Here is a 25,378-nt window from a genome sequence, read left to right as displayed (position 1 = left end):
GCAGAGGCATGGTCCAGGCGCAAGTTCAATCGACGACCGACGGCGCGATCGTGTTCGATGCGGCCCTCGGCATCTCGCCCGGCCCCGAGTGGTTCGATGCCGCACGGTGGGCGCCGCTCGGCCGCGTCGCCAGTGGCCGTGGCGGAGTCGTGTTCGTGGACACGCCGGTCGGTGCGTGCGCGCTGCGCCACTATCACCGCGGCGGACTGGCGGCCCGGCTGAGCGCGGATGCGTACCTGTGGTCGGGTGCCGCACGCACGCGCGCGTTCCGCGAGTTCCGGCTCCTCGCCCGCCTCGCCGACAGCGGGCTGCCCGTTTCGTTGCCGGTTGCGGCACGTTATGTGCGCAGCGGATTCGCCTATCGCGGCGACCTGCTCACGCGCCGCATCGAGGCGGACACGCTCGCGACGCGTCTTTCCCAGGGGCGTCTGGATGCCGTGCTCGCGCAGCGTGTCGGGCGCACGATCGCACGGTTCCACGCATTCGGCGCCTGGCATGCGGACCTCAACGCGCACAATATCCTGGCCGATGCGCAGGATCGCATCAGCCTCATCGATTTCGATCGCGGACGACTGCGTAAGGGACAACTCGCCTGGCAGCAGGCGAACCTCGCGCGCCTGCATCGTTCGCTGGTCAAGCTGGGCGCGCACCGCGTGCAGGATTTCGAGGCGCGTTTCTGGCATCCGCTGCTGGCCGCCTATCACGAAGCGATGGCGGCGAAGGCGCTCGCCGCGCCGGAGTCCTCGTGATGACGTTGTCCTTGCGCTTTCTCGGTGTGGGCAGCGCGCAAGCGCCGGAACTCGGTTCGGCCTGCGCGGTGGTCGAGCGCGACGGCGCGCCGCTGTTGATGATCGACTGCGGCGCCGAAGCGCTGTCGATCTACCTCGACCACTACGGCACGCCGCCGCAGGCGATCTACGTCACGCACACGCACATGGACCACGTGGCTGGACTCGAACGCCTGTTTTATCGCACCTATTTCGATGCGGCGCTGCGCGGCAACGTGCGCCTGTACGCGCATGCGGCCCTGATTCCGCTGCTACAGGCGCGCGTCGCCGACTACCCGGAGGTGCTCGCCGAGGGCGGGGCGAACTTCTGGGACACGTTCCGACTGGTGCCGGTGTCACGCGGATTCTGGTGCGACGGACTCTGGTTCGACGTGTTTGCGACGCGCCACCATGCGCCGGGCACGTCGTTCGGCATCGCGCTCGCCGGCAGCTTCGTCTGGACCGGCGACACGCGCCCGATTCCCGAAATGCTGGGTGCGTACGCGGCGAACGGTGAGCTGGTTGCGCACGACTGCGCCCTGCACGGCAATCCATCGCATACCGGACTCGACGACCTCGAGCGCGAATATCCGGCCGGATTGCGCGACCGGCTGATGCTCTACCACTACGCCAGCGAAGGCGACGCGCGCGCGATGGAACGACGCGGTCTGCGCGTCGCTCGGCGCGGCGAGGTGGTCGCACTGGCGGCGCCGCTGGCGCCCCCGGTCGGAGTCGCCTGATGGGTGCGCCGATCCCGCTTCGACTCGACACGGCGGAGCCGCGCGACCGGCACGGGCGTGCGTTGCGCGACCTGCGCATTTCGGTCATCGATCGCTGCAATTTCCGGTGCCCGTACTGCATGCCGGAGGACCAGTATCCGCGCGACCATGAATTCCTCGCCAAGGCACAGCGCCTGCGCTTCGAGGAGATCCAGCGCCTCGCGACGGTGTTTGCCGGTCTCGGGGTGCGCAAGCTGCGACTGACCGGCGGCGAACCGCTTTTGCGCCGGGAATTGCCCGTGCTGGTGCGCGAACTCGCTGCCGTGCCCGGCATCGAGGACATCGCCATGACGACCAACGGCAGCCTGCTCGCGGCGCAGGCCGATGCGCTGCGCGCCGCCGGCCTTGGGCGCATCACGCTCAGTCTCGACACGCTTGATCCGGAGACGTTTCGCGCGATGTCCGGCGGTCGGGGCGAAGTCGCCGACGTGCTCGCTGCAATCACCGCTGCCGACCGTGCCGGCTTCGGCCCGCTGAAGATCAATGTCGTCGTCATGCGCGGCACCAATGACCGATACGTGCTCGACCTGCTTGAACACTTCCGCGGCAGTCGGCATGTCGTGCGCTTCATCGAGTACATGGATGTCGGCACCTGCAACGATTGGCGGCGCGACCTGGTGGTGCCGAGCGCGGAACTGCGCGCGCGCATCGCCGCGCGCTGGCCGTTGCATGAGCTGGCACCGAATTACGGCGGTGAGGTCGCGCGCCGCTGGGCGTTTGCCGACGGCGGTGGCGAGATCGGCTTCATCAGTTCGGTAACCGAGCCGTTCTGCGGCGATTGCACGCGTGCGCGCCTGTCCGCCGACGGCAAGCTCTACACCTGCCTGTTCGCGAATGCCGGCCGCGACCTGCGCGGCCCGTTGCGCGCGGGCGCAAGCGACGCGGAACTAGCCGGACTGATCGCTGCGGTGTGGAATGCGCGCGACGACCGCTACAGCGAGATCCGCAGCGGGATGTCCGCGGCACCGCGCGAACATGTCGAGATGTACAGCATCGGAGGCTGACGTGGCGAAACCCCAACTGACCCACGTGGACGAGAGCGGACACCCGCGCATGGTCGATGTCGCGGACAAGGCCGCAACGCGCCGCGAGGCGACCGCCGAGGTGCGCGTGCGCTTTCCTCCCGCAGTTGCGCGCCAGCTGCGCGCGCAGGATCTGCGTTCGGCCAAGGGATCGCTGGTCGATACCGCGATCATTGCCGGCACGATGGCGGTCAAGCGGACGCATGAACTGATCCCGTTCTGCCATCCGCTGCCGATCGAGAACTGCCGTTTCGAGATCGCGTTCGCGACGAAGACGGAGTTGCGCATCCGCTGCACGGTCGGGCTCACCCACAAGACAGGGGTCGAGATGGAGGCACTGACCGGCGCCAGTGTCGCCGCGTTGACGGTATACGACATGTGCAAGGCGTTGTCGCACGAGATCGTCATCGACGAACTGCGCCTGCTCGCCAAACGCGGCGGTCGGCGTCGTGTGGAGAAGGGCAGGGTGGTCGAGTGAACTACCGGCTGCTGTACTTCGCGAGTCTCGCCGATCGCGCCGGCTGCGCGGCGGAGGCACGCGCCAGCGCCGCCGCGAATCCGCGCGAGCTGTACGCCGAAGTGGCCTCAGCGCACGGGTTCGCGTTTGCGTCCGAGCGCCTGCGCGTCGCGGTTAACGGGGCGTTCGTCGGCTGGGAGCATGCGCTGGCGAATGGAGACGAGGTCGTGTTCATTCCACCGGTGAGCGGCGGATGAAGCGCTTCTCGCTGAGTGAAGAGCCGATCGATGTCGCGCGCGAACGCGGCGCGCTCGACCATGCCGCCGCCGGTGCGTATGCGAGCTTCGAGGGTTGGGTGCGCAACCACAACGACGGGCGCATCGTGCATGGCCTCGACTACCAGGCCTATGCGGCGCTCGCCTCGAACGAGGGCGAGGCAATCCTTGCCGAGGCAGTCGCGCGCTTCGACGTGCGTGAAGCACGTTGCATCCATCGCGTCGGGCGCCTCGTGGTCGGTGACCTCGCGGTGTGGGTCGCCGTAAGCGCGGACCATCGCGCTGCCGCGTTTGACGCATGCCGCTGGATCATCGACGAAGTGAAGGCGCGCGTGCCGATCTGGAAGAACGAGAACTACGCCGACGGCGAATCCGGCTGGCTGCATCCGGGCGGAGCCGCGTCTCCGCCTGCGGGCTGAGGTGGCGGGAGCGTGACGTGCACTGCGCGTCGCGCGCGAAAATTCTGTTGCCGCATCCCTCGAATTGATCCATGCGTCCCTGCTACATTCCGTGATCGTCTGTCGGGTTCGTGCCTTCATGCGGACGACGACGACGAATCGCGCTCGCCGAGGATGGGTCGGGAGAGAGTCCGAGGAGCCTGCGCGAAAGACGTATCCGGTTTTGAATCTTGAACGCGGTCCTGCGCAAGGGCCGCCACTGCATCGGGGACAACGAGTGAACGAACAGTTTGTGAAATCGACGCGTCGCGTGTTGCTGGCGCTGGGTCTCCTCGGTGCCGGCGTTGCATGGGGCGGGCCGAGCGAGGTGTACTGGCACGAGGATGCGTCGCGCAACCTCTCGGCCGATGCCCCGCATCCGGCGGAATTCCGCGCGCTGTCGCTCGAGACGAGCGAAGTCGCGGGTTACCTCAGGGACGCGCACCAGCGCGGCATCGCGGTGGAGATCGCCTTGCCGCAACCGGAGGGCGGCTTCGCGGATTTCATGGTGGTCGACTCGGGCACCTTGCCACCCGAACTCCAGCGCAAGTACCCGGACATCCTCAGCTTCAAGGGCAGCGACGCGAAGGGTCGCCCGGTACGACTGGACGTGTCGCCGATGGGGTTCCAGGCGATGGTGTTCGATCCGGCCGGAATGTGGGTCGTGCGCCCGGAAGTGCCGGGAGCGGGAACGAACTACCTGAGCTACAAGCGGGGCGAACTCGCGACTCCCGAGGGCATGGGCCGTTGCGAAGTGCATGATCGCGCCATCGGCGCAACCGGCAACGACCTGCTGCCGACGCAGCCGATGACGCAGACCGGCATCAATCACCGCACCTACCGCGCCGCGGTCGCGGCGAATCACCAGTACATCGCCGCGGTCGGCGGCGGTACCGTCGCCGGTGGACTCGCGGCGACGGTCGTCGCGGTCAACCGCGTGACCCAGATCTACGAATCGGAAATGGCGATCCAGCTGGTACTGGTGGCGAACAACGACCTGCTCATGTACGCGAGCGCGTCGGGCGACCCGTTCACTGCCAACGACGGCAGCTTCCTCAACAGCGCGACGGGCACCATCAGCGGCGTGGTCGGATCCGGCAACTACGACATCGGACACGTGTTCACGACCGGCAGCGGTGGCGTGGCCGGCCTTGGCGTGGTGTGCAGCAGCTCGCAGAAGGGGCGCGGCACGACCGGCATGCCCAACCCGATCGGTGATGATTTCTACGTCGACTATGTTGCGCACGAAATGGGCCACCAGTTCGGCGGCAACCACACCTTCAACAGCAGCACGAGCAATTGCGGCGGCGGCAACCGCAACGGCGGCACGGCGTACGAGCCGGGCAGCGGCTCGACGATCATGGCGTACGCGGGCATCTGCGGCGCGGACGACCTGCAGCCGCATTCGGATCCGTATTTCCACGCGGTCAGCCTGCAGGAAATCACCAACTTCACCAATGGCAGCGGCGGCAGTTGCGCCGTCAACACGACAAACGACAACCATGCACCCGTGATCGACGCCGGCAGCCTGCCGACCGGTTATTCGATTCCCAAGAGCACGCCATTCGTGTTGAGCGCGACGGCAACCGATGCCGATGCGGGCGATACGGTGAAGTATTCGTGGGAGGAGTGGGATCTCGGTGCCAGCACCACGCTCGTCGCCGCCGACAACGGCGCCAGCCCGCTGTTCCGCGCCTGGCCGGCGACCACCAGCAACGCGCGCATGTTCCCGAAACTGTCCACCGTGCTGACCGGCGTGGCACTCAAGGGCGAGAAGCTGCCGACGGTGGCGCGCACCGCGATGAAGTTCCGCCTGACCGCGCGTGACGAGCATGCGGGCAAGGGCGCCTCGACCAGTGCGGACGTGTCCGTGGCCGTGGTGGCGACGGCCGGTCCGTTCCAGGTCACCGCGCCTAACTCGGCCGTGACCTGGGCGCAGGGCAGCACGCAGAACGTCACCTGGGACGTGGCCAATACCACGGCTGCGCCGATCAGCTGCGCGACCGTGGACATCGATCTGTCGACCGATGGCGGCCAGACCTTCCCGGCCAGTCTCGCCAGCGGCGTCGCCAACTCGGGCAGCGCGAGCGTGACCGTTCCGGCTGTCACGACCACGCAGGCGCGCGTCGGCGTTTCCTGCGCCAGCAACATCTTCTTCGACATCTCGAACGCCAACTTCACCATTTCCGCCGCGAGCGGAAACTACACTGTCGGCGGCAACGTCAATGGCCTTGTGGGCAGCGGTCTGGTGTTGTCGCTCAATGCCGGGGCGCAGACGCTGGCGGTGCCTGCGAGCGGCGCCTTCACGTTCCCGACCGCGCTGCCGAATGGCTCGACCTACGCGGTGACGGTCGGCACGCAGCCGTCCGGCCAGTCCTGCGCGGTCGCGAACGGCAGCGGTCAGCTCAGCGGCGCGAACGTGACCAATGTCGCGGTGACCTGCTCGTCGACCAACTTCACCGTCGGCGGCAATGTCAGCGGCCTTTCCGGGAGCGGGCTCGTGTTGTCGCTCAATGCCGGTGCGCAGACCTTGCCGGTGTCGGTGAATGGAAATTTCGCTTTCCCGACCTCGCTCGCGAACGGGACGAACTACACGGTCACGGTGGGTACGCAACCAGCCGGGCAGGTATGTTCGGTCGCCAACGGCACGGGCCAGATCAGCGGTGCCAACGTCACCAGTGTCGCGGTGGCGTGCCAGTCGGTCTACACCGTGGGCGGCAGTGTCAGCGGCCTCGCCGGCACGGGTCTCGTGCTGTCGCTCGACGCCGGCGCGCAGTCGCTGCCGGTGTCGGCGAACGGCGGCTTCACGTTCCCGGTCGCGCTCGCGAATGGCGTGAACTACGCGGTCACCGTGGGTACGCAACCCGGCGGACAGACGTGCTCCGTTGGCAATGGCACGGGCCAGATCAGCGGCGCCAACGTGACCAATGTGGCCGTGACCTGCGTGTCCCCGACCTTCACCGTCGGCGGCACGGTCAATGGTTTGACGGGCAGCGGCCTGGTGCTGTCGTTGAACGGTGGCGCGCAGTCGCTACCGGTTGCCGCGACCGGCGGATTCACCTTCCCGACCGCATTGGCGAACGGCGCCGCGTATGCGGTGACGGTCGGCACGCAGCCGTCGGGACAGTCGTGCTCGGTGGGCAATGGCAGTGGCACGATCGCGGGCGCGAATGTCGGCAACATCATCGTGACGTGTGCGCTCGACGACACGATTTTCCGCAATGGATTCGATGGCAGCGCGGTGTACGTGCAGCCGCTGCAGGATCCGGGCTTCGAGGCGACCACTGCGGATGCCGGTTCCAATCCTTCGTGGGAGGGCGCCGACACCAATCCGGGTGCGGGTGCGGGTGATACGAACTTCTACAGCGACCTTGGCCAATTCACCGGCCTGCCCGTCCACGCCGGACACTGGACGACGTGGTTCGGCGGATGGGGCGGCGGCGCGGAAGTCCAGCACGTCGCGCAGAGCGTGACGGTCACCAGCGGCGGTCCGCGCTACCTGAACTTCTGGCGTTTCCTGCAGGCGTTGCCGGACGCGGCGGGTACTCTGACCGTGTCGATCGATGGCACTGCGATCGACACGCTCGACGTCAGCACGGCGACGGTGGATACGGACTTCGTGCAGCGTTCGCTCGACATCAGCGCGTACGCCGACGGCGGCGCGCATGTCATTCGATTCGAATACGTCTACGGTGATGCCGGCGCAACCGGTGTGGATGGCCAGATCTTCATCGACGACGTGACCGTCGACGAGACGCCGGTCAGCCCGCGACATGCTGCGCCTTCAGTGCACAAAGCGAACGTGGTGCTGCGCAAGCACGCGCGCTGACGGAGGTTTGCACAAATGCAAAGGCCTCCCGCTCGGGAGGCCTTTTTTTTGGAAGAGGGTGGCGGCTCCGCCAGCCACATCCCGGCACCCGAATCACTCGCTACCGTTGCTTCCTTCCGGACCTGGCGGGGTTTGCAAGCTATCGTCGCGGGAGGACCGACGGAGCCACCATGAACTGGGTGGCGTGATGCAAAAAATTGGCGGAGAGAGCGGGATTCGAACCCGCGAAACGGTTTCCCGTTTACACACTTTCCAGGCGTGCTCCTTCAACCACTCGGACACCTCTCCGCATCAGGACCCGGCGCGATGCGGTCGAATGCATGTGGCGCGGGGTCGCGGAGGATACTAGGCGCGCCGCCCGCATACAAGCGGAAAGGGTGGTACAGGCCGGCGTGAACGAACCTTCCGCTGCGCGCTTGCTACAATCAGACCCCCATTCGCGGATCTCCGATGTCCTACCAAGCCCTCGCGCGCAAATGGCGTCCGCGCCGCTTTTCCGAGCTGGTTGGCCAGGAACATGTCGTGCGCGCGCTCACTCACGCGCTCGACAGCGGGCGCCTGCACCATGCCTTCCTGTTCACCGGCACGCGCGGCGTCGGCAAGACCACGATCGCGCGCATCTTCGCCAAGTCGCTGAACTGCGAGAAAGGTCCGACCTCGAGCCCGTGCGGCGAATGCAGCGCCTGCGCCGAGATCGACGCCGGGCGCTTCGTCGACCTGCTCGAGATCGATGCCGCCAGCAACACCGGCGTCGACAACGTGCGCGACCTGATCGAGAACGCCATGTACGCGCCGACCCGCGGGCGCTACAAGGTGTACCTCATCGACGAAGTGCACATGCTGTCCAAGCCGGCGTTCAACGCGCTGCTGAAGATCCTCGAAGAACCGCCGCAGCACGTGAAGTTCCTGCTCGCGACGACCGACCCGCAGAAGCTGCTGGTCACCGTGCTGTCGCGTTGCATCAAGTTCAACCTGAAACGCCTGACGCCGGAACAGATCAGCGGGCAGATGCGCCACATCCTCGGCGCCGAACAAATCACGTACGACGACGAGGGCATCGAAGTGCTCGCGCGCGCCGCCGACGGTTCGCTGCGCGATGGCCTGTCGCTGCTCGACCAGGCGATCGCGCATGGTGGTGGTGCGCTGCATGCGCATGAAGTGCATGCGATGCTTGGCACGGTCGAGCGCGCGAAGGTTCGTGTGCTGCTCGATGCTCTTGCTGCCGGCGATGGTGGCGCGCTGGTGGACGAGATCGAGCACATCGCGGGTTTTTCGCCGGACTTCGGCCAGGTGCTCGACGAACTCGCCGGCTTGCTGCATCGCCTGCAGTTGCTGCAACTGGTGCCGGACGCTGCCGGCGAGGGCGGTGCGGACCTGCTCGCCCTCGCGGGGAGGCTGGCGCCGCAGGACGTGCAGCTCTGGTACCAGATGGCAGTGACCGGGCGCCGCGACCTGCCGCTCGCACCGACGCCGCGCGTGGGGTTCGAAATGGCGTTGCTGCGCATGCTTGCCTTCGTCCCGATCGGCGGTAATCGGTTTATGGGGGCAGGCAGCCGGAGCGAACCGCGAAGCGTGCCGGAAGGGCGAGCCGCGGTGGCGGCGAGTCAATCGGGAAGCGGTAATCGGGGCGCAGGCGGGGTCAGTCCGGCTTCCATCCCGCGGCAGCCGGCAGCAGCGCCGCCGTCGGCAGCACCAGCCGCTGGCGAACGGCGGCCTCCAAGCGCCGATGCCGGACCGGTATCCGATCCCGGCAGATCATCCGGCACGCGATCCGTTGTTGCGGAACCGGTGTCCGATGCCCGATCGCCAATTCCCGCTTCATGGTCCGAACTGATCGAGCGCGCCGGACTCGGCGGACCGGCCGGAGAACTGGCGCGAAACTCTTCGCTCATCGCAATCGATGGCGATGTCGTGCGCCTCGCGATCGGGCCGTCCCACGCGCACCTGTCCGAAGGACCGTTGATCGCGACACTCGAACAGCGCATCGGCAACGCGCTTGGCCGTGTGGTGAAAGTGAAGTTCGAACGTGCCGGCGCCGTCGCGCAGACTCCGGCCGAACAGCGCGCGCGCGCCGAGCATGCGCGACGTTCCGCCGCCGAGGAAGCCGTGCAGGACGATCCGTTCGTGCAGTCGATGATCGACACGTTCGGCGCGCGCGTGGTTCCGGGCAGCGTGCGCCCGCTCGACCCACAGTAGATGCAGGAGACGATTCGATGAAAGGTCCTCTGGCAGGATTGATGCAGCAGGCGCAGCGCATGCAGGAAGACATGAAGCGCGCGCAGGACGAGATTGCGCAGATGGAAGTCACTGGCCAGTCCGGCGGCGGCCTGGTCAGCGTGCGCATGAGCGGCCGCCACGAAGTGCGCGGAGTGACGATCGATCGCAAGCTGTTCGCCGACGATCCGGAAATGGCTGAAGATCTCGTCGCCGCCGCGATCAACGACGCGGTCAACAAGATCGCCGGCCTGAGCCAGCAGAAGCTCGGCAACCTGACCGCCGGCATGAACCTGCCGGCGGGATTCAAGTTGCCGTTCTGAAGCCGGGAACAGGGAGTCGGGAATCGGCAATCGTTTCGAGGCCAAGGCTTCCGGTTGACGCCAGCCCGCCCGCCGTTGCTTCAACGATTTCGCATTCCCATTCCCATTCTCGATTCACGTGGAAGCATGTCCTCCTCCCCCCTTCTCGCCGACCTTATCGATGCCTTGCGCTGCCTGCCGGGTGTCGGTGCCAAAACCGCGCAGCGCATGGCCTTCCATGTGCTCGATCGCGATCGCGCGGGTGCGCGCCGCCTGGCCGAGCGATTGAATGCCGCGGTCGAGCGGATCGGCAACTGCACGCGCTGCCGTACCTTCAGCGAGCAAGCGGTGTGCGCGCTGTGCGCAAGCGCAACGCGCGAGCGCAGCCTGCTGTGCGTGGTCGAGACGCCGGTCGACCAACTCGCGATCGAGCAGGCGACCGGTTACCGCGGACAGTATTTCGTGTTGCTCGGCCGGCTTTCGCCACTCGACGGCCTCGGCCCGAAAGAGCTTGGCCTCGATCAGCTCGCGCAGCGACTCGCGGAAGGCGAGGTGCAGGAACTCATCGTCGCGACCAATCCGACCGTCGAAGGCGAGGCGACCGCACACATGCTGTCCCAGCTCGCACGCACGGCCGGCGTGCGCGCAAGCCGCCTCGCGCATGGCGTCCCGCTCGGCGGCGAACTCGAATTCATCGACCGCGGCACGCTCGCACACGCGTTCGGCGGGCGGCAGGCGCTTTGAGGCATTGATTGGTGATTGGGGGGGGGACCGCAGGTCCCTGCTCCACCCGCAGTCAATGCTTGCACGCACCATCACAAGCTGAGAGCCTGAATCTGAATCCCAATCACCCATCACCAATCACGGCTCTCCAATGACCGACACGCTGTTCGCCAAGATCATCCGCCGCGAGATTCCTGCCGACATCGTGCATGAAGACGACGCCGTGCTCGCGTTCCGCGACATCAATCCGCAGGCGCCGGTGCATGTACTGTTCATTCCGAAACAGCCGTTCGCGACGCTCAACGAACTCGGCGATGACGATGCGTTGCTGATCGGCAAGCTGGTGCTCGCTGCGACGCACTGGGCGAAGGCGCAAGGTTTCGCCGATGATGGGTATCGCCTCGTGATGAACTGCAACCGCGACGGCGGGCAGACCGTGTTCCACATCCACCTGCACCTGCTCGCAGGCCGCGCGCTGCACTGGCCGCCGGGCTAGCTGCCTGCGCGGCAAAGAAATGTCGGACGTGGAAATCGGGGCGCGAGAGGGATTGCCTGGATCGAGCCCGGCAAGTTCGGCTCTACGACAGCACAGTCGGCCGCCGATTGAGCCGGGCCAGCCCGGCTCCGCCCCACCCCCATCATCACCGGATCACCGCTTTGTGGAGCGGAACTCGCTCCGCTGCTCCTGCCGGCTGATTTCTGATATCGCTAGGGCTTCGGCGTGTCCGGGTGGTGCGGGTGTTCGCGGATGATGATCGGCGGGCCGCCCCAGTACGGGCCCCAGCCGGGGCCGTACCAGCCCCAGCCCGGCCCGAATCCGTACATCCATGGATCGTAGTACGGAGTGCGCGGCACACGTTTCGGCCACAGGTAGACCTCGCTCGCGACGACGTGCGGATAGGTGTAGTCGAACTGGCCCACCTTGCCATGCTCGGTGCCGGAGAGTTGCCCGACCACCGTGACCTCGCGTCCGCGATCGTATTCCTCCGGATCGTAGAAGCCGCTGCGGCAGGCGATGAAACGCCCCTGGCTGCCTTCGCGGCGGGTCGGACGCGCGCTCGCGTCGAGTTCGCGCGCGAGCACTTCGAAACAGGTCGAATCCTGTTTCGGCTCGACCTTGATGATCTCGCCGCCCCAACGCACGGCCTGACCGTCCGAGTGCGCATCGCGTGGCGTCGATGCGGTGAACTGCCCTTGCAGGGCTGCCGGTACGGTTGCGCAGGAAGCGACGGCGCAGGCGAGCAGGGTGATCGTGAGCGGTTTGTTCATGGCGGCCTCGGTCAACGCTGGCGGAAGGCGGTCCGCGTAACGTCGAGAATAATATGCAGACGCGGCTGAATGCAGGCCCGTCGCACCGGCCGTCAGGATGGGCCGGGTTCGATGAGTGAGGCCAACGCCAGTACGCGGGTTTTGGCGGATGGCCGCGGCCCCGTCCCGGCAAGCATATCCGCGTTTGTCCGTGTCGATCCGCGTCACGATTTTCGTTCGACCCTGCGCAGGGACAGCGTGCGCAGGCGCGTCGCGAGGTGCGCGATGTCTTCCCTCGCCGGATTGGCGCTGCCGTAGCGCAGCACGACGTAGTCGTCGACCAGCGGGTCGAGTTCGCGCGCCAGTCCCGGCGCATCGCGACGCAAGCGATCGCGCAGGTCGAGCGGTCCCTCCTGCGCGCGCGGCGTGATGCCGATGCGCGAGAGGCGTGCGCCGAAGCGCGCCCAGGCACGGTCGAGTGCGTCGCCGTGGTGCTCGCGTGCGCCGCGCATCGCCCATGCGGTCGCCAGCAGCATGGCCGCGGCGAGCAGGCCGGACAGCCACAACAAGAGGTTGTGCCGGCTCACGTCGGCGACGCCGAACTCGGTCAGCAGGCCGCGCTGGCGCAAGGTGTCGAAGCGCACGATCGATTCGGTCCACAACCGGCTGGCGAAGTCGAACTGGTTGCGCAGATTGCGAAACCACGCGGCGCCGATGGCGCCTCGGTCCAGGTTTGCGACAGCCGCGCCGAGTTCGACCCGCGCGGGACTGACCGCAGCAGTCGGGTCGACGCGCTGCCAACCGATCCCCTCCTGCCAGACTTCGGCCCAGGCATGCGCGTCGGATTGGCGCACGAGCAGGTAGTCGGCGCTGTCCCAGCCGCCCTGGTAGCCGGTGACGATGCGCGCGGGAATGCCGGCCGCGCGCATCAGGAACACGAACGCCGAGGCGTAGTGCTCGCAGAACCCGCGCTGCGTGCCGAACAGGAAGTCGTCGACCGAGTCGCGCGCCAGCGGCGGCGGTTCCAGCGTGTAGGTGAAGCTTTGGCGAAACATCTCGAGTGCGGCCTGCACGATGCGCTCGTCGTCGCGCAGATCAACGCGCCAGCGCTGGCTGAGTGCGCGCGCCCGGACGCCGTAGTCGGCCGGCAGGCGCAGCGCCCGTGCGCGCTCGACCGGAGTGAGCATGGTCGATGCGCGTGCCTGCGGCGCGGAGCGGACTTCATAACGGCGCGGCTGTACGACCGGAGATGCGGCGACGAGCACTTGATCGGCATTCATTCGCGCGCCATCGGGGGCGGCCAGTGGCAGGTCGAGTGATGGCAGCCAACGGTGTTCGGTCGCTTCGAGAGTGATCGCGTAGTCGAACACGGCACCCTTCGGCGGCACCTGTGACGGGCCGCGGCCTGCATCGAACTGGCGCGTCCATGTCGTGCCGTCGAAATCCATCAGCACCAGGGTGCGGAAATACAGCGCGGACGGCAGCGGTCTCGCACCGGTGAACACTACGCGGAACGCAGGCGTGTCGTCGAGGATCAACTGCGCGAACTGCCCGGGCGCCATTGACTCGCTGAGTCCGGATCGCCCCGAGCCATCGCCACCGCGCGAGCCCCACATCGGCGCTTCCAGTCGCGGCAGCAGCACGAACGCGGCTGCGGCGAGCGGCAGGCTGCTGCCGAGCAACAACAGCGCCACGCGAAGGTCCGCGCGCAGGCGGTGGCGGGCGGGAAGCAAGGCGGGTTGCAGCGAAACCAGCGTCGCGAGCAGCAGCACCAGCACGCCGCCGACGGCGATGCTGAAGAGAAGAGTCTGCGTGAACAGCAGCGCGGACATCAGCACGAACGCGCAGAAGCCGAGGGCGATGCGCGCGTCGCGAATACGTTCGGTTTCCAGCAGCTTGAGCGCGAGCAGGCCGCAGGCGAGCGTGCTGCCGGGGATCTTGCCGAACACGTTGCCGTAGCTGACCACGACCAGCACCAGCAGCAGCGCGGTCAGCGGCACGCGGATCCACGCGCTCGGCGAGGCCACGCCGCGGCGGCGTGTCCATGCGCGCAGAGCGAGCGCGAGTGCGAGCGGCAGCGAGAACCACAGTGGCAGGTGGCCGGCATGCGTCGCCACCGTCGCAGCGACCGCCATCGCCACGCGCTCGAATTGACGGGTATCGAGACGGTCGTTCATGCCGCGTCGCCGTGACCCGGCATCAGCGCGAGTGCGCGCAGGCAGGCGCGTCGATGCTCGGCCCCGAGTCCGGGGCCGATGGATTCGCCCGGCAGACGCAGGGTGCAGGCGCGTTGCGCGGTTTCCGCCTCGACCACCCATGCAGCGAGGCGGCGGATCCTCGCTTCGCCATCCATGCCGCGCAGCGCGGCGTGATCGAGGGTCAGGGCCTCGCCGGAGCGGTGTTCGATGTCGCGCACGAGCAGGCTGTCGTGGCGCACCGACGCCTTCCAGGCGATCAGCCGGGTCGGATCGCTTGGTCGGTAGTCACGCAAGCCCGCATGTTCCTCGCTCGCGCCCGCCGCGGCCTGTTCGCCGATGCGTCCGGCGCCGGCCGGGAGTGGCGGCGCCGGGCGCTCGAGCGCCGGATAGACGAGAAATTCGGCATCCGGATTGAGCCAGCTCCAGATGCGAAAAAGGCCGAGCGGATAGTCGGTCCAGACTCGCACGCGACCGATGCGTTGCCAGCCGCGGCGGGTGTCCTCGATCATGAGCGCGACATCCGCCGGCGCGTTCGCCGGCAATGCGAACGCCACGTCGAGGTCGCGGTGGCGCAGGCGCAGTCCGGCGCGCGCGCGCGCGCCGGGTTCGAAGCGCAGGCGCACCTGCAGCGGGTCGCCGGCATGCGTCTCGTCGCCCTGCGCCCGTGCGAGCACGAGCCCGCTCATGCCGCGGAAACCGACGAACAGACTCGCGCCAGCGGCGCCGGCGAGCACGCAGGTCAGCAACACCGCCGCGTTGTTGCCGTAGTTGAGCGCGCCGACCAGCATCACGAACAGCAGCAGGCCGAACAGCAGTCCGAAGCCGCTCGGCAGCACGTAGATGCGCCGCCGATCGAGGCGGGTCGGCAGCGATTCCGCTCGTCGCAAGCGGGTCAGCGCCGGCAGGCGTCGTTCCGCCCAGGCGAGGACGCGCGCGCTGAGGTCGGCAGTCGCGGCGGTCATGGCGTCAGCGCACCGGGGTCGACTCGATCAATTGCAACGCGAGTTTCGCGCGGTCGACGCGCGCGCTTGCGCCTGGCGCCAGGCGATGGCTGGCGACGAAGGGGAAGACCGCCTGCACGTCCTCGGGCACGACGAACGTCCGGCCGGCAAGCAGTGCATGCGCGCGTGCCGCCGACAGCAGCGCGAGTCCCGCGCGCGGGGAAAGGCCGACGCGGATCTGCGCATGCTCGCGACTCGCCGCGAGCAGCGCCTGCACGTATTCGATCAGTGCGGGACTCGCGAGCACGTTCGTGCAGGCGTGACGCAAGGCGACGATCTGGTCCGGCCCGAGGCATGGCGTCAGAGCGGCGATCACGTCGCGGCGATCGCTCGCTCCGAGCATCGCGCGCTCGGCGTCGCGGTCCGGATAGCCGAGACTCATGCGCAGCATGAAGCGATCCAGTTGCGAGTCCGGCAGCGGCCAGGTGCCGGCTAGGTCGAGCGGATTCTGCGTCGCGACGACGAAGAACGGCGGCGCGAGGCGGTGGGTGGTGCCGTCGACCGTTACCTGACCTTCGGCCATCGCCTCCAGCAGGGCGCTCTGGGTCTTCGGCATCGCGCGATTGATCTCGTCGGCGAGCAGCAGCTGGGTGAACAGCGGGCCCGGATGGAACTTGAACTGGCCGGCTTCGCGTTCGTAGATGCCGACGCCGATGATGTCAGAGGGCAGCAGGTCGGAGGTGAACTGCACGCGCTGGAACGCGAGTCCGAGGGTTGCCGCGAGCGCGTGCGCAAGAGTCGTCTTGCCGACGCCTGGCAGGTCCTCGATCAGCAGGTGCCCGCCGGCAAGCAGGCAGACGAAGGCAAGGCGCACCTCGTGCGGCTTGCCGAGCACGATCGTATTGACCTGCGCAACCGCACGTTCGAGCGGGTCACGCAGGGCGGGGGCGAGGGGGGGCTGGGAGTCGGTCATCGGGCTTGGCTGGATCTCGGAAGGTGAATGGACAACACGGGGCGCGGAGAATTCGCACAGCCGGCAGCGCCGTCGGCCGACTTGCCGTGCCGACGGCCTTTGCGGCACTCTGCACCGCCGTCGCGGTGGAACGCAACGGCACGGCGCAATCGGGCGCCGCGACGCCCAGGACCGCCATTCGCATGTTCCGCCCCCTCGAAGTCTTCATCGGCCTGCGCTACACGCGCGCCAAGCGGCGCAACCATTTCATATCGTTCATCTCCCTGGTCTCGATCCTCGGCATCGCGGTCGGCGTGACTGCGCTGATCACGGTGATCTCGGTCATGAACGGCTTCGACAAGGAGCTCAAGGACCGCATCCTCGGCATGGTGTCGCACGCCACCATCGAGGGCATTGGTGAAAGCGTGCGCGACTGGCCGCACGCGATCGAGGTCGCGCGTGCGAATCCGCACGTGCTCGGCGCCGCGCCGTACGTCGAGCGCCAGGCCATGCTGCAGGGCACGCGCGTCAGCGGTGCGATCATCCGTGGCGTCGATACGACGCTGGAGCCGACCGTCTCGGAAGTCGGCGCGCGCATGGTCGAGGGCAAGCTGGTCGACCTCGTGCCCGGAAAATTCGGCATCGTGCTCGGCAAGGAGCTGGCCATGACGCTCGGCGTCGGCGTCGGCGACCTCGTCACGGTGTTCGCGCCGGAGTTCAGCGCGACGCCGATCGGCGCGATTCCGCGCATGAAGCGCTTCACCGTGGTCGGCGTGTTCGAGGCCGGCATGCAGGAGTATGACTCCGGCCTCGCGGTGGTCGCGATGCAGGACGCCGAGACCCTGTATCGCCTCGACGGACCGACCGGCATCCGCCTGCGCCTCGACGACCTGTTCCAGGCCTATCCGGTCGGCAAGCAGCTCGCCGGCACGCTCGGCCAGTATTACCGCGTCACCGACTGGATGCAGGGGCACAGCAACTTTTTCAAGGCGGTCGCCATGGAGAAGAAGGTGATGTTCCTGATCCTCTCGCTGATCGTCGCGGTCGCCGCATTCAATCTCGTGTCGACGCTGGTGATGCTGGTGCAGGACAAGCAGGCCGACATCGCGATCCTGCGCACGCTCGGCCAGAGCCCCGCTTCGGTGATGGGCACGTTCATGGTGCAGGGCATCCTCGTCGGCACCCTCGGCATCGCGCTCGGCGTGCTGTTCGGGGTGCTGCTGTCGCTCAACCTGTCGGCGATCGTGCACTGGGTCGAGCAGACCTTCCACGTGACCTTCCTTTCGCCGGATGTGTACTACATCAGCGAACTGCCGAGCGATCTGCATTGGCCCGATGTGATCTGGATCACCTTGACTGCGTTCGCCTTCTGCACGTTCGCGACGCTGTACCCCGCGCGCCGCGCGGCGAAGACCGATCCAGCGGCGGCGTTGCGGTACGAGTAGACGGATCACCACGGAGAATTGCTCATGCATTCCTTCCTTGTCGCGCTCGTCGTCGTCACTTCGCTTCCGATGTCGGTTCCACCGGGGTCGGACGAGAAGATGCCGGATCACACCGTGCTGGTCTCAGGCGAGGACCGCGAGATGAACGAGGCCATTGCCAAAGCCCAGGCAAGCCTCGACGGCTTCCTTCGCCTGAAGGCGAATCCACCGAAGGGTGCAGCGGGATTCAAGCTCAAGCTGAAGGTCACGGACGGAAACGGCAGCGAACACCTTTGGATTACCCCGTTCCATGCGACAGCGAAGGGCTTCGCCGGCACTGTGTCGAACGCGCCGGAATACGTGGAAAGCGTCACAGAGGGCGAGGAAGTGGAATTCCGACGTGAAGACATCAGCGATTGGGGCTACGAATTGAACGGCAAGCAGAAGGGCAGCTATACCGTGTGCGTGTTGTTCAAGCACATGGACAAGGAGGAAGTTGACGTGTATCGGCGCGACTACGGTTTCGAGTGCTGAACCCAATGAACGAAGTGGTCCTTGACGCGAACAGGATTGCCAAGACCTACCAGGAAGGCAGTCTGCGCACCGACGTGCTGCGCGAAGTCAGCTTGACCGTGCGCCGTGGCGAGACGGTCGCGATCGTCGGCGCATCGGGCACGGGCAAGAGCACGTTGTTGCACATCCTCGGCGGCCTCGATGCGCCGAGCGCGGGCGAAGTGATGGTGGACGGCCAGGCGATGTCGCGCCTGTCCGACCGTGCGCGCGGTGAACTGCGCAACCGTGCGCTGGGCTTCGTCTACCAGTTTCATCATCTCCTGCCGGAATTCACCGCGGTCGAGAACGTGTGCATGCCGTTGCTGATCCGCGGCGGTGCGATCGGCGAGGCGCGCGAGCGCGCGATCGCGTTGCTGCAGCGGGTCGGGCTTGGTGCGCGACTGGAGCACAAGCCGGGCGAACTCTCGGGGGGTGAACGGCAACGTTGCGCGGTCGCACGCGCGCTGGTCACCCGGCCGGCTTGCGTGCTTGGTGACGAGCCGACCGGCAACCTGGACGAGAAGAACGCGGCGCAGGTGTACGACCTGATGCTGGAGCTGAATCGCGAGATCGGCACCGCACTCGTGCTGGTCACGCACGATCCGCGCCTGGCCGCGCGCGCCGATCGCATCCTCGAATTGTCTGGTGGTGCGTTGCGTGCGTTCGTGGCGAACCACGGGAAGTTGTCGTAGGAACGGCTTCAGCCGCGATGCCTGAAGCCCTCCCGTTCGAGGGAAGGGTTGGGCGGGAATGGTGGTTGATCGCGAAGGAGCATTGCGGCTTCCGCGGTTCCCACAGGGAGTGAAGGAGCAGGATGCTCGGCACAAGGACTGCGACCGTCGGTACGGCGAGCGCCCTGGCGTTGCTGCTCGGCGTGCTTGCCGTGCATGCGCTGCCGGGCCTGCCGCCGCGTGGTGTCGACTTTGCGCTCGCAGCACTTGGTTTCGGTGCCTGGTGGCATCCGCGCCTGCGGCTCGTAGGCTGCGTACTGCTCGGATTTGCCTGGTGCGCGTTCCGCGCCGACCTCGCGCTCGATGCGCGCCTGCCGCCGGAACTGGAAGGTCGCGACTTCCTCGTCACCGGCGTCATCGACGCATTGCCGTTGCGGCGTGACGATGCGACGCGTTTCGTCCTGCGCGTGGAAGCCGCAGAACTCGATGGCGGTGATGTGCCGCTGCACGGTCGAGTGCGCGTGTCTTGGTACGACGGCGCGCCCGCGGAGGCCACCGCGTGCAGTCGCTGGCAGCTGCTCCTGCGCCTGAAGCGGCCGCGCGGGCTCGTCAATCGCGGCGGCTTCGATTCGGAGCGGCAGGCGCTGGAACGCGGCATTGTCGCGGTCGGCTACGTGCGCGACTCCGATGCGAACCGGAATCTCGGCGAACGCGCGCTGTGCGTGGACCGCTTGCGCGAGTCGATTTCGCAGGGCATTGCCGCGCGCATTGCCGATCCGCACGACGCGGCCTTGCTGCAGGCGTTCGCGATCGGCGACACGCGCGGGCTCGATCAGGGCGACTGGGAGGTCGCGCGGGCGAATGGCATTCCGCACCTGATCGCGATCTCCGGCTTCCACGTCGGCGTTGCCGCGGTCTTCGGTGCCGTGCTGGCGTGGTTGCTGTGGACGGCGTGCCCGCGCCTCGGCCTGTACGTCGCGTTTCCACTGGCACAGGCGCCGGCTGCGCTCGCCAGTGCCATCCTCTACGGCATCCTCGCCGGCGGCAGCCTGCCGACCGTGCGCACGCTGGCGATGATCGGCGTTGTCACCCTCACGCGTTTCGGCCGCCGCGCGGGAAGCGCGCCGCACTCGCTCGCGCTGGCCCTGCTCGCGATCGTGCTGTTCGATCCGTTGGCGACACTCGCCGCGGGATTCTGGCTGTCCTTCGTCGGGGTGGCGTTCCTGATGCTGTGTCTCATGCGCGGCCATGGCCTGCGCGGGTTCCTGCGCGAGTTGACCCTTGGCCAGCTCGTGATGACGGTGTCGCTGATGCCACTGTCGATCTGGTTCTTCGGCGAGGCCTCGCTGGTCGGCGCGTTGTCGAATGTCATTGCCGTGCCCCTGATCAGCTTCGTGATCGTGCCGCTGTGCCTGCTGGGCGTGCTCGCGCTGCTGACATTGCCGTCGTTGGCAGCGCCGGTGCTGCTGATTGCGGCGGGCATCGCGCATGCGCAGTGGTGGTTGCTCGAATGCCTGGCGCAGTGGCCGGGCGCGCACTGGTACCTGCCCACGCCGTCACCGTGGACGCTGCTGCAGGCCCTGGTTGGCGCGACGTGGCTGTTCGCGCCGCGCGGCGTGCCGTGCCGTGCGTTCGGCCTGCTCCTGTTCCTGCCTCTGCTGTCGCCGCCGCCCGCGCTGCCTGCGGACGGTGCGTTCGAAGCGGTCGTGATCGATGTCGGGCAGGGCTTGTCGGTGTTCGTGCGCACGCACGGGCACAGCCTGCTGTTCGACGCGGGCGCGCGCTACCCCTCGAGGTTCGACCTTGGCGAAGCCGCCGTGCTGCCGACCCTGCGTGCGTATGGCGTCGACGCGCTGGATCGTTTGGTCATCAGCCACGGCGACAACGATCACGCGGGTGGGGCGGTGGCGGTTGCGCGTGCGTTCCCGGCGGCATTGCGTTCGAGTGGCGAACCGCAGCGACTACCCATGACCATGGCGCGATGCCGCGCCGGCGAAACGTGGGACTGGGACGGTGTCCGCTTTCGCATGCTCGATCCGGAGCCCGCGACCGATACCGCGCATGCGAACGACCGTTCCTGCGTCCTGCTGGTCGAAGGCGTCGGCGGTCGGCTGCTGCTGCCCGCAGACATCAGCAGCCGGATCGAGCCGGATGTCGCGGCCAAGCTCGGCAGCGGACCGCCGCTGGTGCTCGTGGTGCCGCATCACGGCAGCCGAAGTTCGTCCAGCGCGGCATTTCTCCGGGACGTGCGCCCGACCATCGCGGTGGTGTCTGCGGGCTGGCGCAACCGCTTCCACCATCCGGCCCGCGCGGTCGTCGCCCGCTACGCCGCAGCGGGGCTGGCGCTGGCCAACACGGCGGATGCGGGCGCGCTGCACCTGGTGTTTCCGGTCGATGCCGTGCCGCGCATCGATGCCCGCGAGCGCGACGCCCAGCGGCGCTACTGGCGCGAGCAGGACTGGCGCACAGACACGGGCGATGGCGCTGCTATGATGCGGGCTGGTCGCAATCGCATCGAAAGGGTGGCACGTGTTCGAAATCCTCATGGCCGGCAGCTGGGCGATGCTGCCGATCCTGGTCTGCTCGGCGATCGCACTGGCGATCATCCTCGAACGCTTCTGGACCTTGCGCCGCAAGACGGTGGTGCCGCCGGGGCTCGGCAATGAAGTGCGTGAATGGGCGCGCACGCGCAAGCTCGATCCGGAGCATCTCAACGCGCTGCGCACGAACTCGCCACTCGGCGAGATCCTCGCCGCCGCGCTGACCGTGCGCAACCGACCGCGCGACGTGATCAAGGAACGCGTCGAGGACACCGGCCGGCACGTCGTGCACCGGCTCGAGCGGTTCCTCAACACGCTCGGCACGATCGCGCTGATTTCCCCGTTGCTCGGCCTGCTCGGCACCGTGTTCGGCCTGATCCGCATGTTCTTCGCGGTGATGGTCAGCGGCGTCGGCGATCCGCTGAAGATGGCCGGTGGCATCGGAGAGGCGCTCGTGTGTACCGCGGCCGGCTTGTGCGTGGCGATTCCCGCCTACGCGTTCCATCGCTTCTTCCGCAGCCGCGTCGCCGGCCTGGTGGTCGAGATGGAGCGCCAGGTGTTCCTGCTCACCGACGAGCTGACCGCGACCAGCGAAGCCGTGCCGGCGGCACCGGCCAGCGCGGTTCGCGTCGCGCGGACCGCAGGCTGAGGCACGCGTGCGAATCGCTGCCGCCCGCCGCGAGGACGATTTCGAGATCAACGTGATCTCGCTGATCGACGTGCTGCTCACCTTGCTCATGTTCTTCGTGCTGACCACCACGTTTGTGCAGAACTCGCGCATGCAGGTCACCCTGCCACAGGCCGAGGCGAGCGAGCAGGTCGAGCAGCGCGATGCGTTCGTGCTTCTGATCGACCGCGACGGCCACTACTTCATCGACAGCAACGAGGTGCTCAACCCCGGGCTCGATTCATTGAAGGAAGCGATCGGGCGCTTTGCCGGCGATGACCGCTCGCGTCCGGTCATCCTTCGCGCCGACGCGATGACGCCGCACCAGGCCGTCGTCACCGCGATGGATGCGCTTGGCCAGCTCGGCTTCACGCGCCTGTCGATCGCGATCGCGCAGGCGCAGGCGTCGGGCGCGAAGTGACCCCAGCCGACGCGTCCGTCCGATCCAGTCTCGCGGTATACGCCAGACTGCTCGGCTACGCGCGACGCTACTGGTTCGTCGCGCTGGCCGCCGTACTCGCGATGATCGTCGACGCGGCCTGCATGGGACTGTTCGCGCACAGCATCAAGCCGATGCTCGACAACCTGTTCGTCGCACGCGACAAGGGCACCATTTTCTGGATGCCGATCATCATCATCGCGATCTTCGCGGCGCGCAGTTTCGCGATCTACCTGACCGATTACGGGACCGCCTACATCGGGCGCGGCGTGGTGCAGCAGCTGCGTCAGCAGGTGTTCGACCATTATCTCCGATTGCCGGCATCGTTCTTCGATACGGAGTCGTCGGGCCACCAGATCGCGCGCATCACCTATAGCGCCGAGCAGGTGGCGCAGGCGACGACCGAGGCGGTGAAGATCGCGGTGGTCGATGGTCTGGTGATCGTGGCCTACGTCGGCGTCATGCTGAACTCGAGCGTGCAACTGACGCTCGCGCTGCTGGTGATGGTGCCGCTGGTGGGCGCGCTGGTGGTCTACGTCGGCCGACGCTATCGGCGCATCAGCCATCGCATCCAGGCCTCGATGGGTACGGTCAGCGGGGTTGTCGAAGAGGCGGTCGGTGCGAACCGTGAAGTGAAGGTGTTCGGCGGCCAGGCCTACGAATCCCGGCGCTTCAACGAGGTGTCGGAGCAGACGCGAAGGCTTGGGATCAAGGTCGCTTCGACGAATGGACTTGCCAGTTCGCTGGTGCAGATGATCGCCGCGGTCTCGCTTGCCCTGATCATCTTTTTCGCCACGCGACCGGCGATGCTCAGCACGTTGTCACCAGGCGCGTTCACCGCGTTGATCCTCGCGATGGGTGGAATCCTGCCATCGCTGAAGCGGCTGACCACGGTGCAGGCGAACCTGCAGCGAGGCATCGCTGCGGCGGAAGAAATCTTCGGCCTGATCGATACGCCGCCCGAACGCGACGATGGCCGGGTTGAACTCGACGCCTGCACCGGAGACCTCGAGCTTCGCGACGTTCGCATGTCCTATCCCGGTGCCGCCACGGCGGCGCTCGACGGCATCGACCTGCATTGCCCGCGCGGCAGCGTAACCGCGCTGGTGGGACGTTCGGGCAGCGGCAAGTCGACGCTCGCAAGCCTGGTCCCGCGGTTCCACGAGCCCTCATCCGGCGTGATCCTGCTCGACGGGCGACCGCTCGGCGACTACACGCTCGCCAGCCTGCGCCGCCGGATCGCCTGGGTCGGGCAGGGCATCGCGCTGTTCGACACCAGCATCGCGCACAACATCGCCTATGGTGGCCTTGCCGGTGCGAGCGAAGCCGATATCGTCGCTGCCGCGGAAGCCGCGAATGCGATGGAATTCATCCGCCAGTTGCCCGACGGCATCCATAGCCGCGTCGGCGAGGGCGGTGCGCTGTTGTCCGGCGGTCAACGCCAACGCATCGCGATCGCGCGCGCATTGCTCAAGGACGCGCCAATCCTGATTCTCGACGAAGCGACCAGTGCGCTCGACAGCGAGTCCGAACGCCTGATCCAGGATGCGCTGAAGCGCCTGATGCGCGAGCGCACCGTGCTGGTGATCGCGCACCGCCTCTCGACGATCGAGCATGCCGACCAGATCGTCGTGCTCGACCGCGGCCGCATCGTCGAGCAGGGCACCCATCGGGCCTTGCTCGCGCGCGACAGCCACTACGCGACCCTGCACCGGATGCAATTCAGCGACCGGGAAGCGGTACGCCCGGCGAATGCCGCAGGCATCGGCTGAGATGGGCGGCTTCGCCGAGCGCGTCGCCGCGATCTGGTATGAAGGCTCGCCCGTGCCCTGGTGGCTGAGCATGCTGCAACCGGTCTATCGCGGCTTGCGTGCGCTGCACCTTGCGCCCTATCGCATCGGCTTGCGGCATGCCGCGCGGATCGCGGTGCCGGTGATCGTGGTCGGCAACATCACCGCTGGTGGAAGCGGCAAGACGCCGCTGGCGATCGCGCTGGTCGATGCACTGCGCCAGCGCGGCTGGCGCCCCGGCGTGATCAGCCGCGGCCACGGTGGCACCGAGCTCGGTCCGTTGTTGCTCGACGATCTGCCGGATCCCGCGCGCGTCGGCGACGAGCCGTGCCTGATCCGCCGTCGCACCGGCGTTGCGGTGGCGGTTGGACGCGACCGTGCACGCGCCGCCGCGTTGCTACTCGAGCGTGGCGTCAATGTAGTGGTCGCCGACGACGGTTTGCAGAACCCATCGTTCGCGCGCGACATCGAGATCTGCGTGATCGATGGCCAGCGTCGTTTCGGCAACGGGCGGCTGTTGCCGGCGGGCCCGTTGCGCGAACCGCTCGAACGCCTCGCCGGCGTTCCGTTTCGGGTCTGCAACGGCGGCGTTGCGCAACCCGGGGAGATCCCGATGCGCCTGCTCGGCGACGTGGCGGTGCCGGTCGAGCGTACGGCAACCACGCGGCCGCTTGAATCGTTTGCCGGCCAGCGCGTGCATGCGGTCGCGGCGATCGGCAACCCGGAGCGTTTCTTCCTCGGCCTGCGCGCACATGGCATCGAGGTCATCGCCCATCCGTTCGCGGACCATCATGCGTTTGTCTCGTCCGACCTTGCGTTCGCCGACGATTTGCCGGTGCTGATGACCGAGAAGGACGCGGTCAAGTGCGTCGCGTTCGCGAGCGCGCGCTTCTGGTGCGTACCGGTGCGCGCCGAGTTGCCCGCGTCCTTCCTCGACGCCGTTGCCAGTCTGCTCGTCGCAGCGCCAAGGACCTGAACCCATCGCGAACAAAGCGATCGATGGCGGCTCCTGAAAGCGTCCTGACAGCCCGCGTGACGACAATATCGGCGTGCCGGCCCCGCGCACGACGTTTCCTTCCTCTTTGCGAGGTTCCCTCCGTGGAAAGTTGCAGTAGTCACAGACGAAGCAGCGCTGCCTCCACGGAGCGGAT

The 25,378-nt window shown here is 67.4% G+C and carries 23 protein-coding genes, 1 tRNA gene and 1 other RNA gene; 19 read left to right on the top strand and 6 right to left on the bottom strand.

Going from position 1 to position 25,378, the window contains the following annotated elements:
- The first annotated feature begins 8 nt into the window (after positions 1–8).
- The 7 genes from ACILRJ_RS07110 to ACILRJ_RS07080 all read left to right on the top strand — a co-directional run bounded on the left by ACILRJ_RS07110 (position 9) and on the right by ACILRJ_RS07080 (position 7,566).
- Entirely contained in the window at positions 9–749 is a 741-nt protein-coding gene (locus ACILRJ_RS07110; RefSeq protein WP_395681793.1) for a 3-deoxy-D-manno-octulosonic acid kinase, read from the top strand.
- On the top strand, positions 749–1,507 hold the full coding sequence (locus ACILRJ_RS07105; protein WP_395681791.1) for an MBL fold metallo-hydrolase: 759 nt from the start codon (positions 749–751) through the stop codon (positions 1,505–1,507). The genes ACILRJ_RS07110 and ACILRJ_RS07105 overlap by 1 nt, the downstream gene beginning before the upstream one ends.
- On the top strand, positions 1,507–2,550 hold the full coding sequence (moaA, locus tag ACILRJ_RS07100; protein ID WP_395681789.1) for a GTP 3',8-cyclase MoaA: 1,044 nt from the start codon (positions 1,507–1,509) through the stop codon (positions 2,548–2,550). The genes ACILRJ_RS07105 and moaA overlap by 1 nt, the downstream gene beginning before the upstream one ends.
- Positions 2,522–3,046, top strand: a complete 525-nt coding sequence (moaC, locus tag ACILRJ_RS07095) for a cyclic pyranopterin monophosphate synthase MoaC (RefSeq protein ID WP_395681787.1) — start codon at positions 2,522–2,524, stop codon at positions 3,044–3,046. Before moaA ends, moaC begins: the two co-directional genes overlap by 29 nt.
- Positions 3,043–3,282 (top strand): MoaD/ThiS family protein, encoded by a 240-nt coding sequence (locus ACILRJ_RS07090; protein WP_395681785.1) that lies wholly within the window; start codon positions 3,043–3,045, stop codon positions 3,280–3,282. Before moaC ends, ACILRJ_RS07090 begins: the two co-directional genes overlap by 4 nt.
- Positions 3,279–3,719, top strand: a complete 441-nt coding sequence (locus ACILRJ_RS07085; protein ID WP_395681783.1) for a molybdenum cofactor biosynthesis protein MoaE — start codon at positions 3,279–3,281, stop codon at positions 3,717–3,719. Before ACILRJ_RS07090 ends, ACILRJ_RS07085 begins: the two co-directional genes overlap by 4 nt.
- 256 nt (positions 3,720–3,975) lie before the next feature.
- Positions 3,976–7,566 (top strand): reprolysin-like metallopeptidase, encoded by a 3,591-nt coding sequence (locus ACILRJ_RS07080; RefSeq protein WP_395681781.1) that lies wholly within the window; start codon positions 3,976–3,978, stop codon positions 7,564–7,566.
- Between the two features lie 65 nt (positions 7,567–7,631).
- On the opposite strand, the gene ffs is transcribed toward ACILRJ_RS07080, so the two are convergent.
- Together ffs and ACILRJ_RS07070 are read right to left on the bottom strand one after the other, a co-directional pair.
- An RNA gene (ffs, locus tag ACILRJ_RS07075) (signal recognition particle sRNA small type) lies at positions 7,632–7,728 on the bottom strand.
- Positions 7,729–7,764: 36 nt separating this feature from the next.
- A tRNA-Ser gene (locus ACILRJ_RS07070) sits at positions 7,765–7,854 on the bottom strand.
- Between the two features lie 162 nt (positions 7,855–8,016).
- On the opposite strand from ACILRJ_RS07070, the gene dnaX reads away from it, so the two are divergent.
- The 4 genes from dnaX to ACILRJ_RS07050 all read left to right on the top strand — a co-directional run bounded on the left by dnaX (position 8,017) and on the right by ACILRJ_RS07050 (position 11,301).
- Entirely contained in the window at positions 8,017–9,762 is a 1,746-nt protein-coding gene (gene dnaX / locus ACILRJ_RS07065) for a DNA polymerase III subunit gamma/tau (RefSeq protein WP_395681779.1), read from the top strand.
- Between the two features lie 17 nt (positions 9,763–9,779).
- The gene (locus tag ACILRJ_RS07060) at positions 9,780–10,103 is read left to right on the top strand and encodes a YbaB/EbfC family nucleoid-associated protein (protein ID WP_395681777.1); all 324 of its coding nucleotides are present in this window, start codon (positions 9,780–9,782) and stop codon (positions 10,101–10,103) included.
- Positions 10,104–10,229: 126 nt separating this feature from the next.
- Complete coding sequence (gene recR, locus ACILRJ_RS07055) at positions 10,230–10,826, top strand: recombination mediator RecR (protein WP_395681775.1); 597 nt, start codon at positions 10,230–10,232, stop codon at positions 10,824–10,826.
- A 130-nt stretch (positions 10,827–10,956) separates the two neighbouring features.
- Complete coding sequence (locus tag ACILRJ_RS07050) at positions 10,957–11,301, top strand: histidine triad nucleotide-binding protein (protein ID WP_395681773.1); 345 nt, start codon at positions 10,957–10,959, stop codon at positions 11,299–11,301.
- A 212-nt stretch (positions 11,302–11,513) separates the two neighbouring features.
- Here ACILRJ_RS07050 and ACILRJ_RS07045 read toward each other — a convergent pair whose 3' ends face one another.
- From ACILRJ_RS07045 to ACILRJ_RS07030, 4 genes are all read right to left on the bottom strand, one after another.
- A complete protein-coding gene (locus ACILRJ_RS07045) occupies positions 11,514–12,074 on the bottom strand; it encodes a Slp family lipoprotein (RefSeq protein ID WP_395681771.1) in 561 nt (186 codons plus the stop codon).
- A 203-nt stretch (positions 12,075–12,277) separates the two neighbouring features.
- A complete protein-coding gene (locus ACILRJ_RS07040) occupies positions 12,278–14,230 on the bottom strand; it encodes a transglutaminaseTgpA domain-containing protein (RefSeq protein WP_395681769.1) in 1,953 nt (650 codons plus the stop codon).
- Positions 14,227–15,213: a DUF58 domain-containing protein gene (locus ACILRJ_RS07035; RefSeq protein WP_395681767.1), complete on the bottom strand. Its 987-nt coding sequence runs from the start codon at positions 15,211–15,213 to the stop codon at positions 14,227–14,229. Before ACILRJ_RS07035 ends, ACILRJ_RS07040 begins: the two co-directional genes overlap by 4 nt.
- 4 nt (positions 15,214–15,217) lie before the next feature.
- Positions 15,218–16,165, bottom strand: a complete 948-nt coding sequence (locus ACILRJ_RS07030) for an AAA family ATPase (protein ID WP_395681765.1) — start codon at positions 16,163–16,165, stop codon at positions 15,218–15,220.
- Positions 16,166–16,347: 182 nt separating this feature from the next.
- Between ACILRJ_RS07030 and ACILRJ_RS07025 the strand changes: the two genes are divergently transcribed.
- The 8 genes from ACILRJ_RS07025 (at position 16,348) to lpxK (ending at position 25,203) form a co-directional block, all read left to right on the top strand.
- On the top strand, positions 16,348–17,589 hold the full coding sequence (locus ACILRJ_RS07025) for a lipoprotein-releasing ABC transporter permease subunit (protein ID WP_395681763.1): 1,242 nt from the start codon (positions 16,348–16,350) through the stop codon (positions 17,587–17,589).
- A 24-nt stretch (positions 17,590–17,613) separates the two neighbouring features.
- Positions 17,614–18,102 (top strand): YegJ family protein, encoded by a 489-nt coding sequence (locus ACILRJ_RS07020; protein ID WP_395681761.1) that lies wholly within the window; start codon positions 17,614–17,616, stop codon positions 18,100–18,102.
- Positions 18,103–18,107: 5 nt separating this feature from the next.
- Positions 18,108–18,812, top strand: coding sequence for a lipoprotein-releasing ABC transporter ATP-binding protein LolD (gene lolD / locus ACILRJ_RS07015; RefSeq protein WP_395681759.1), 705 nt, complete (start codon positions 18,108–18,110; stop codon positions 18,810–18,812).
- Between the two features lie 122 nt (positions 18,813–18,934).
- A complete protein-coding gene (locus tag ACILRJ_RS07010) occupies positions 18,935–21,457 on the top strand; it encodes a DNA internalization-related competence protein ComEC/Rec2 (protein WP_395681757.1) in 2,523 nt (840 codons plus the stop codon).
- Complete coding sequence (locus ACILRJ_RS07005) at positions 21,354–21,980, top strand: MotA/TolQ/ExbB proton channel family protein (protein WP_395681755.1); 627 nt, start codon at positions 21,354–21,356, stop codon at positions 21,978–21,980. Before ACILRJ_RS07010 ends, ACILRJ_RS07005 begins: the two co-directional genes overlap by 104 nt.
- Positions 21,981–21,987: 7 nt before the next feature.
- Positions 21,988–22,419 (top strand): ExbD/TolR family protein, encoded by a 432-nt coding sequence (locus tag ACILRJ_RS07000; RefSeq protein ID WP_395681753.1) that lies wholly within the window; start codon positions 21,988–21,990, stop codon positions 22,417–22,419.
- Positions 22,416–24,209: a lipid A export permease/ATP-binding protein MsbA gene (gene msbA, locus ACILRJ_RS06995; protein ID WP_395681751.1), complete on the top strand. Its 1,794-nt coding sequence runs from the start codon at positions 22,416–22,418 to the stop codon at positions 24,207–24,209. Before ACILRJ_RS07000 ends, msbA begins: the two co-directional genes overlap by 4 nt.
- Before the next feature lies 1 nt (position 24,210).
- Entirely contained in the window at positions 24,211–25,203 is a 993-nt protein-coding gene (lpxK, locus tag ACILRJ_RS06990) for a tetraacyldisaccharide 4'-kinase (protein ID WP_395681749.1), read from the top strand.
- Positions 25,204–25,378: the final 175 nt, after the last annotated feature.

It is taken from the genome of Dokdonella sp., assembly GCF_044227025.1.
Lineage (GTDB): Bacteria > Pseudomonadota > Gammaproteobacteria > Xanthomonadales > Rhodanobacteraceae > Dokdonella_A.
Note: the sequence above shows the minus strand (reverse complement) of the source record. Positions and strands in the feature narration are given on the sequence as shown.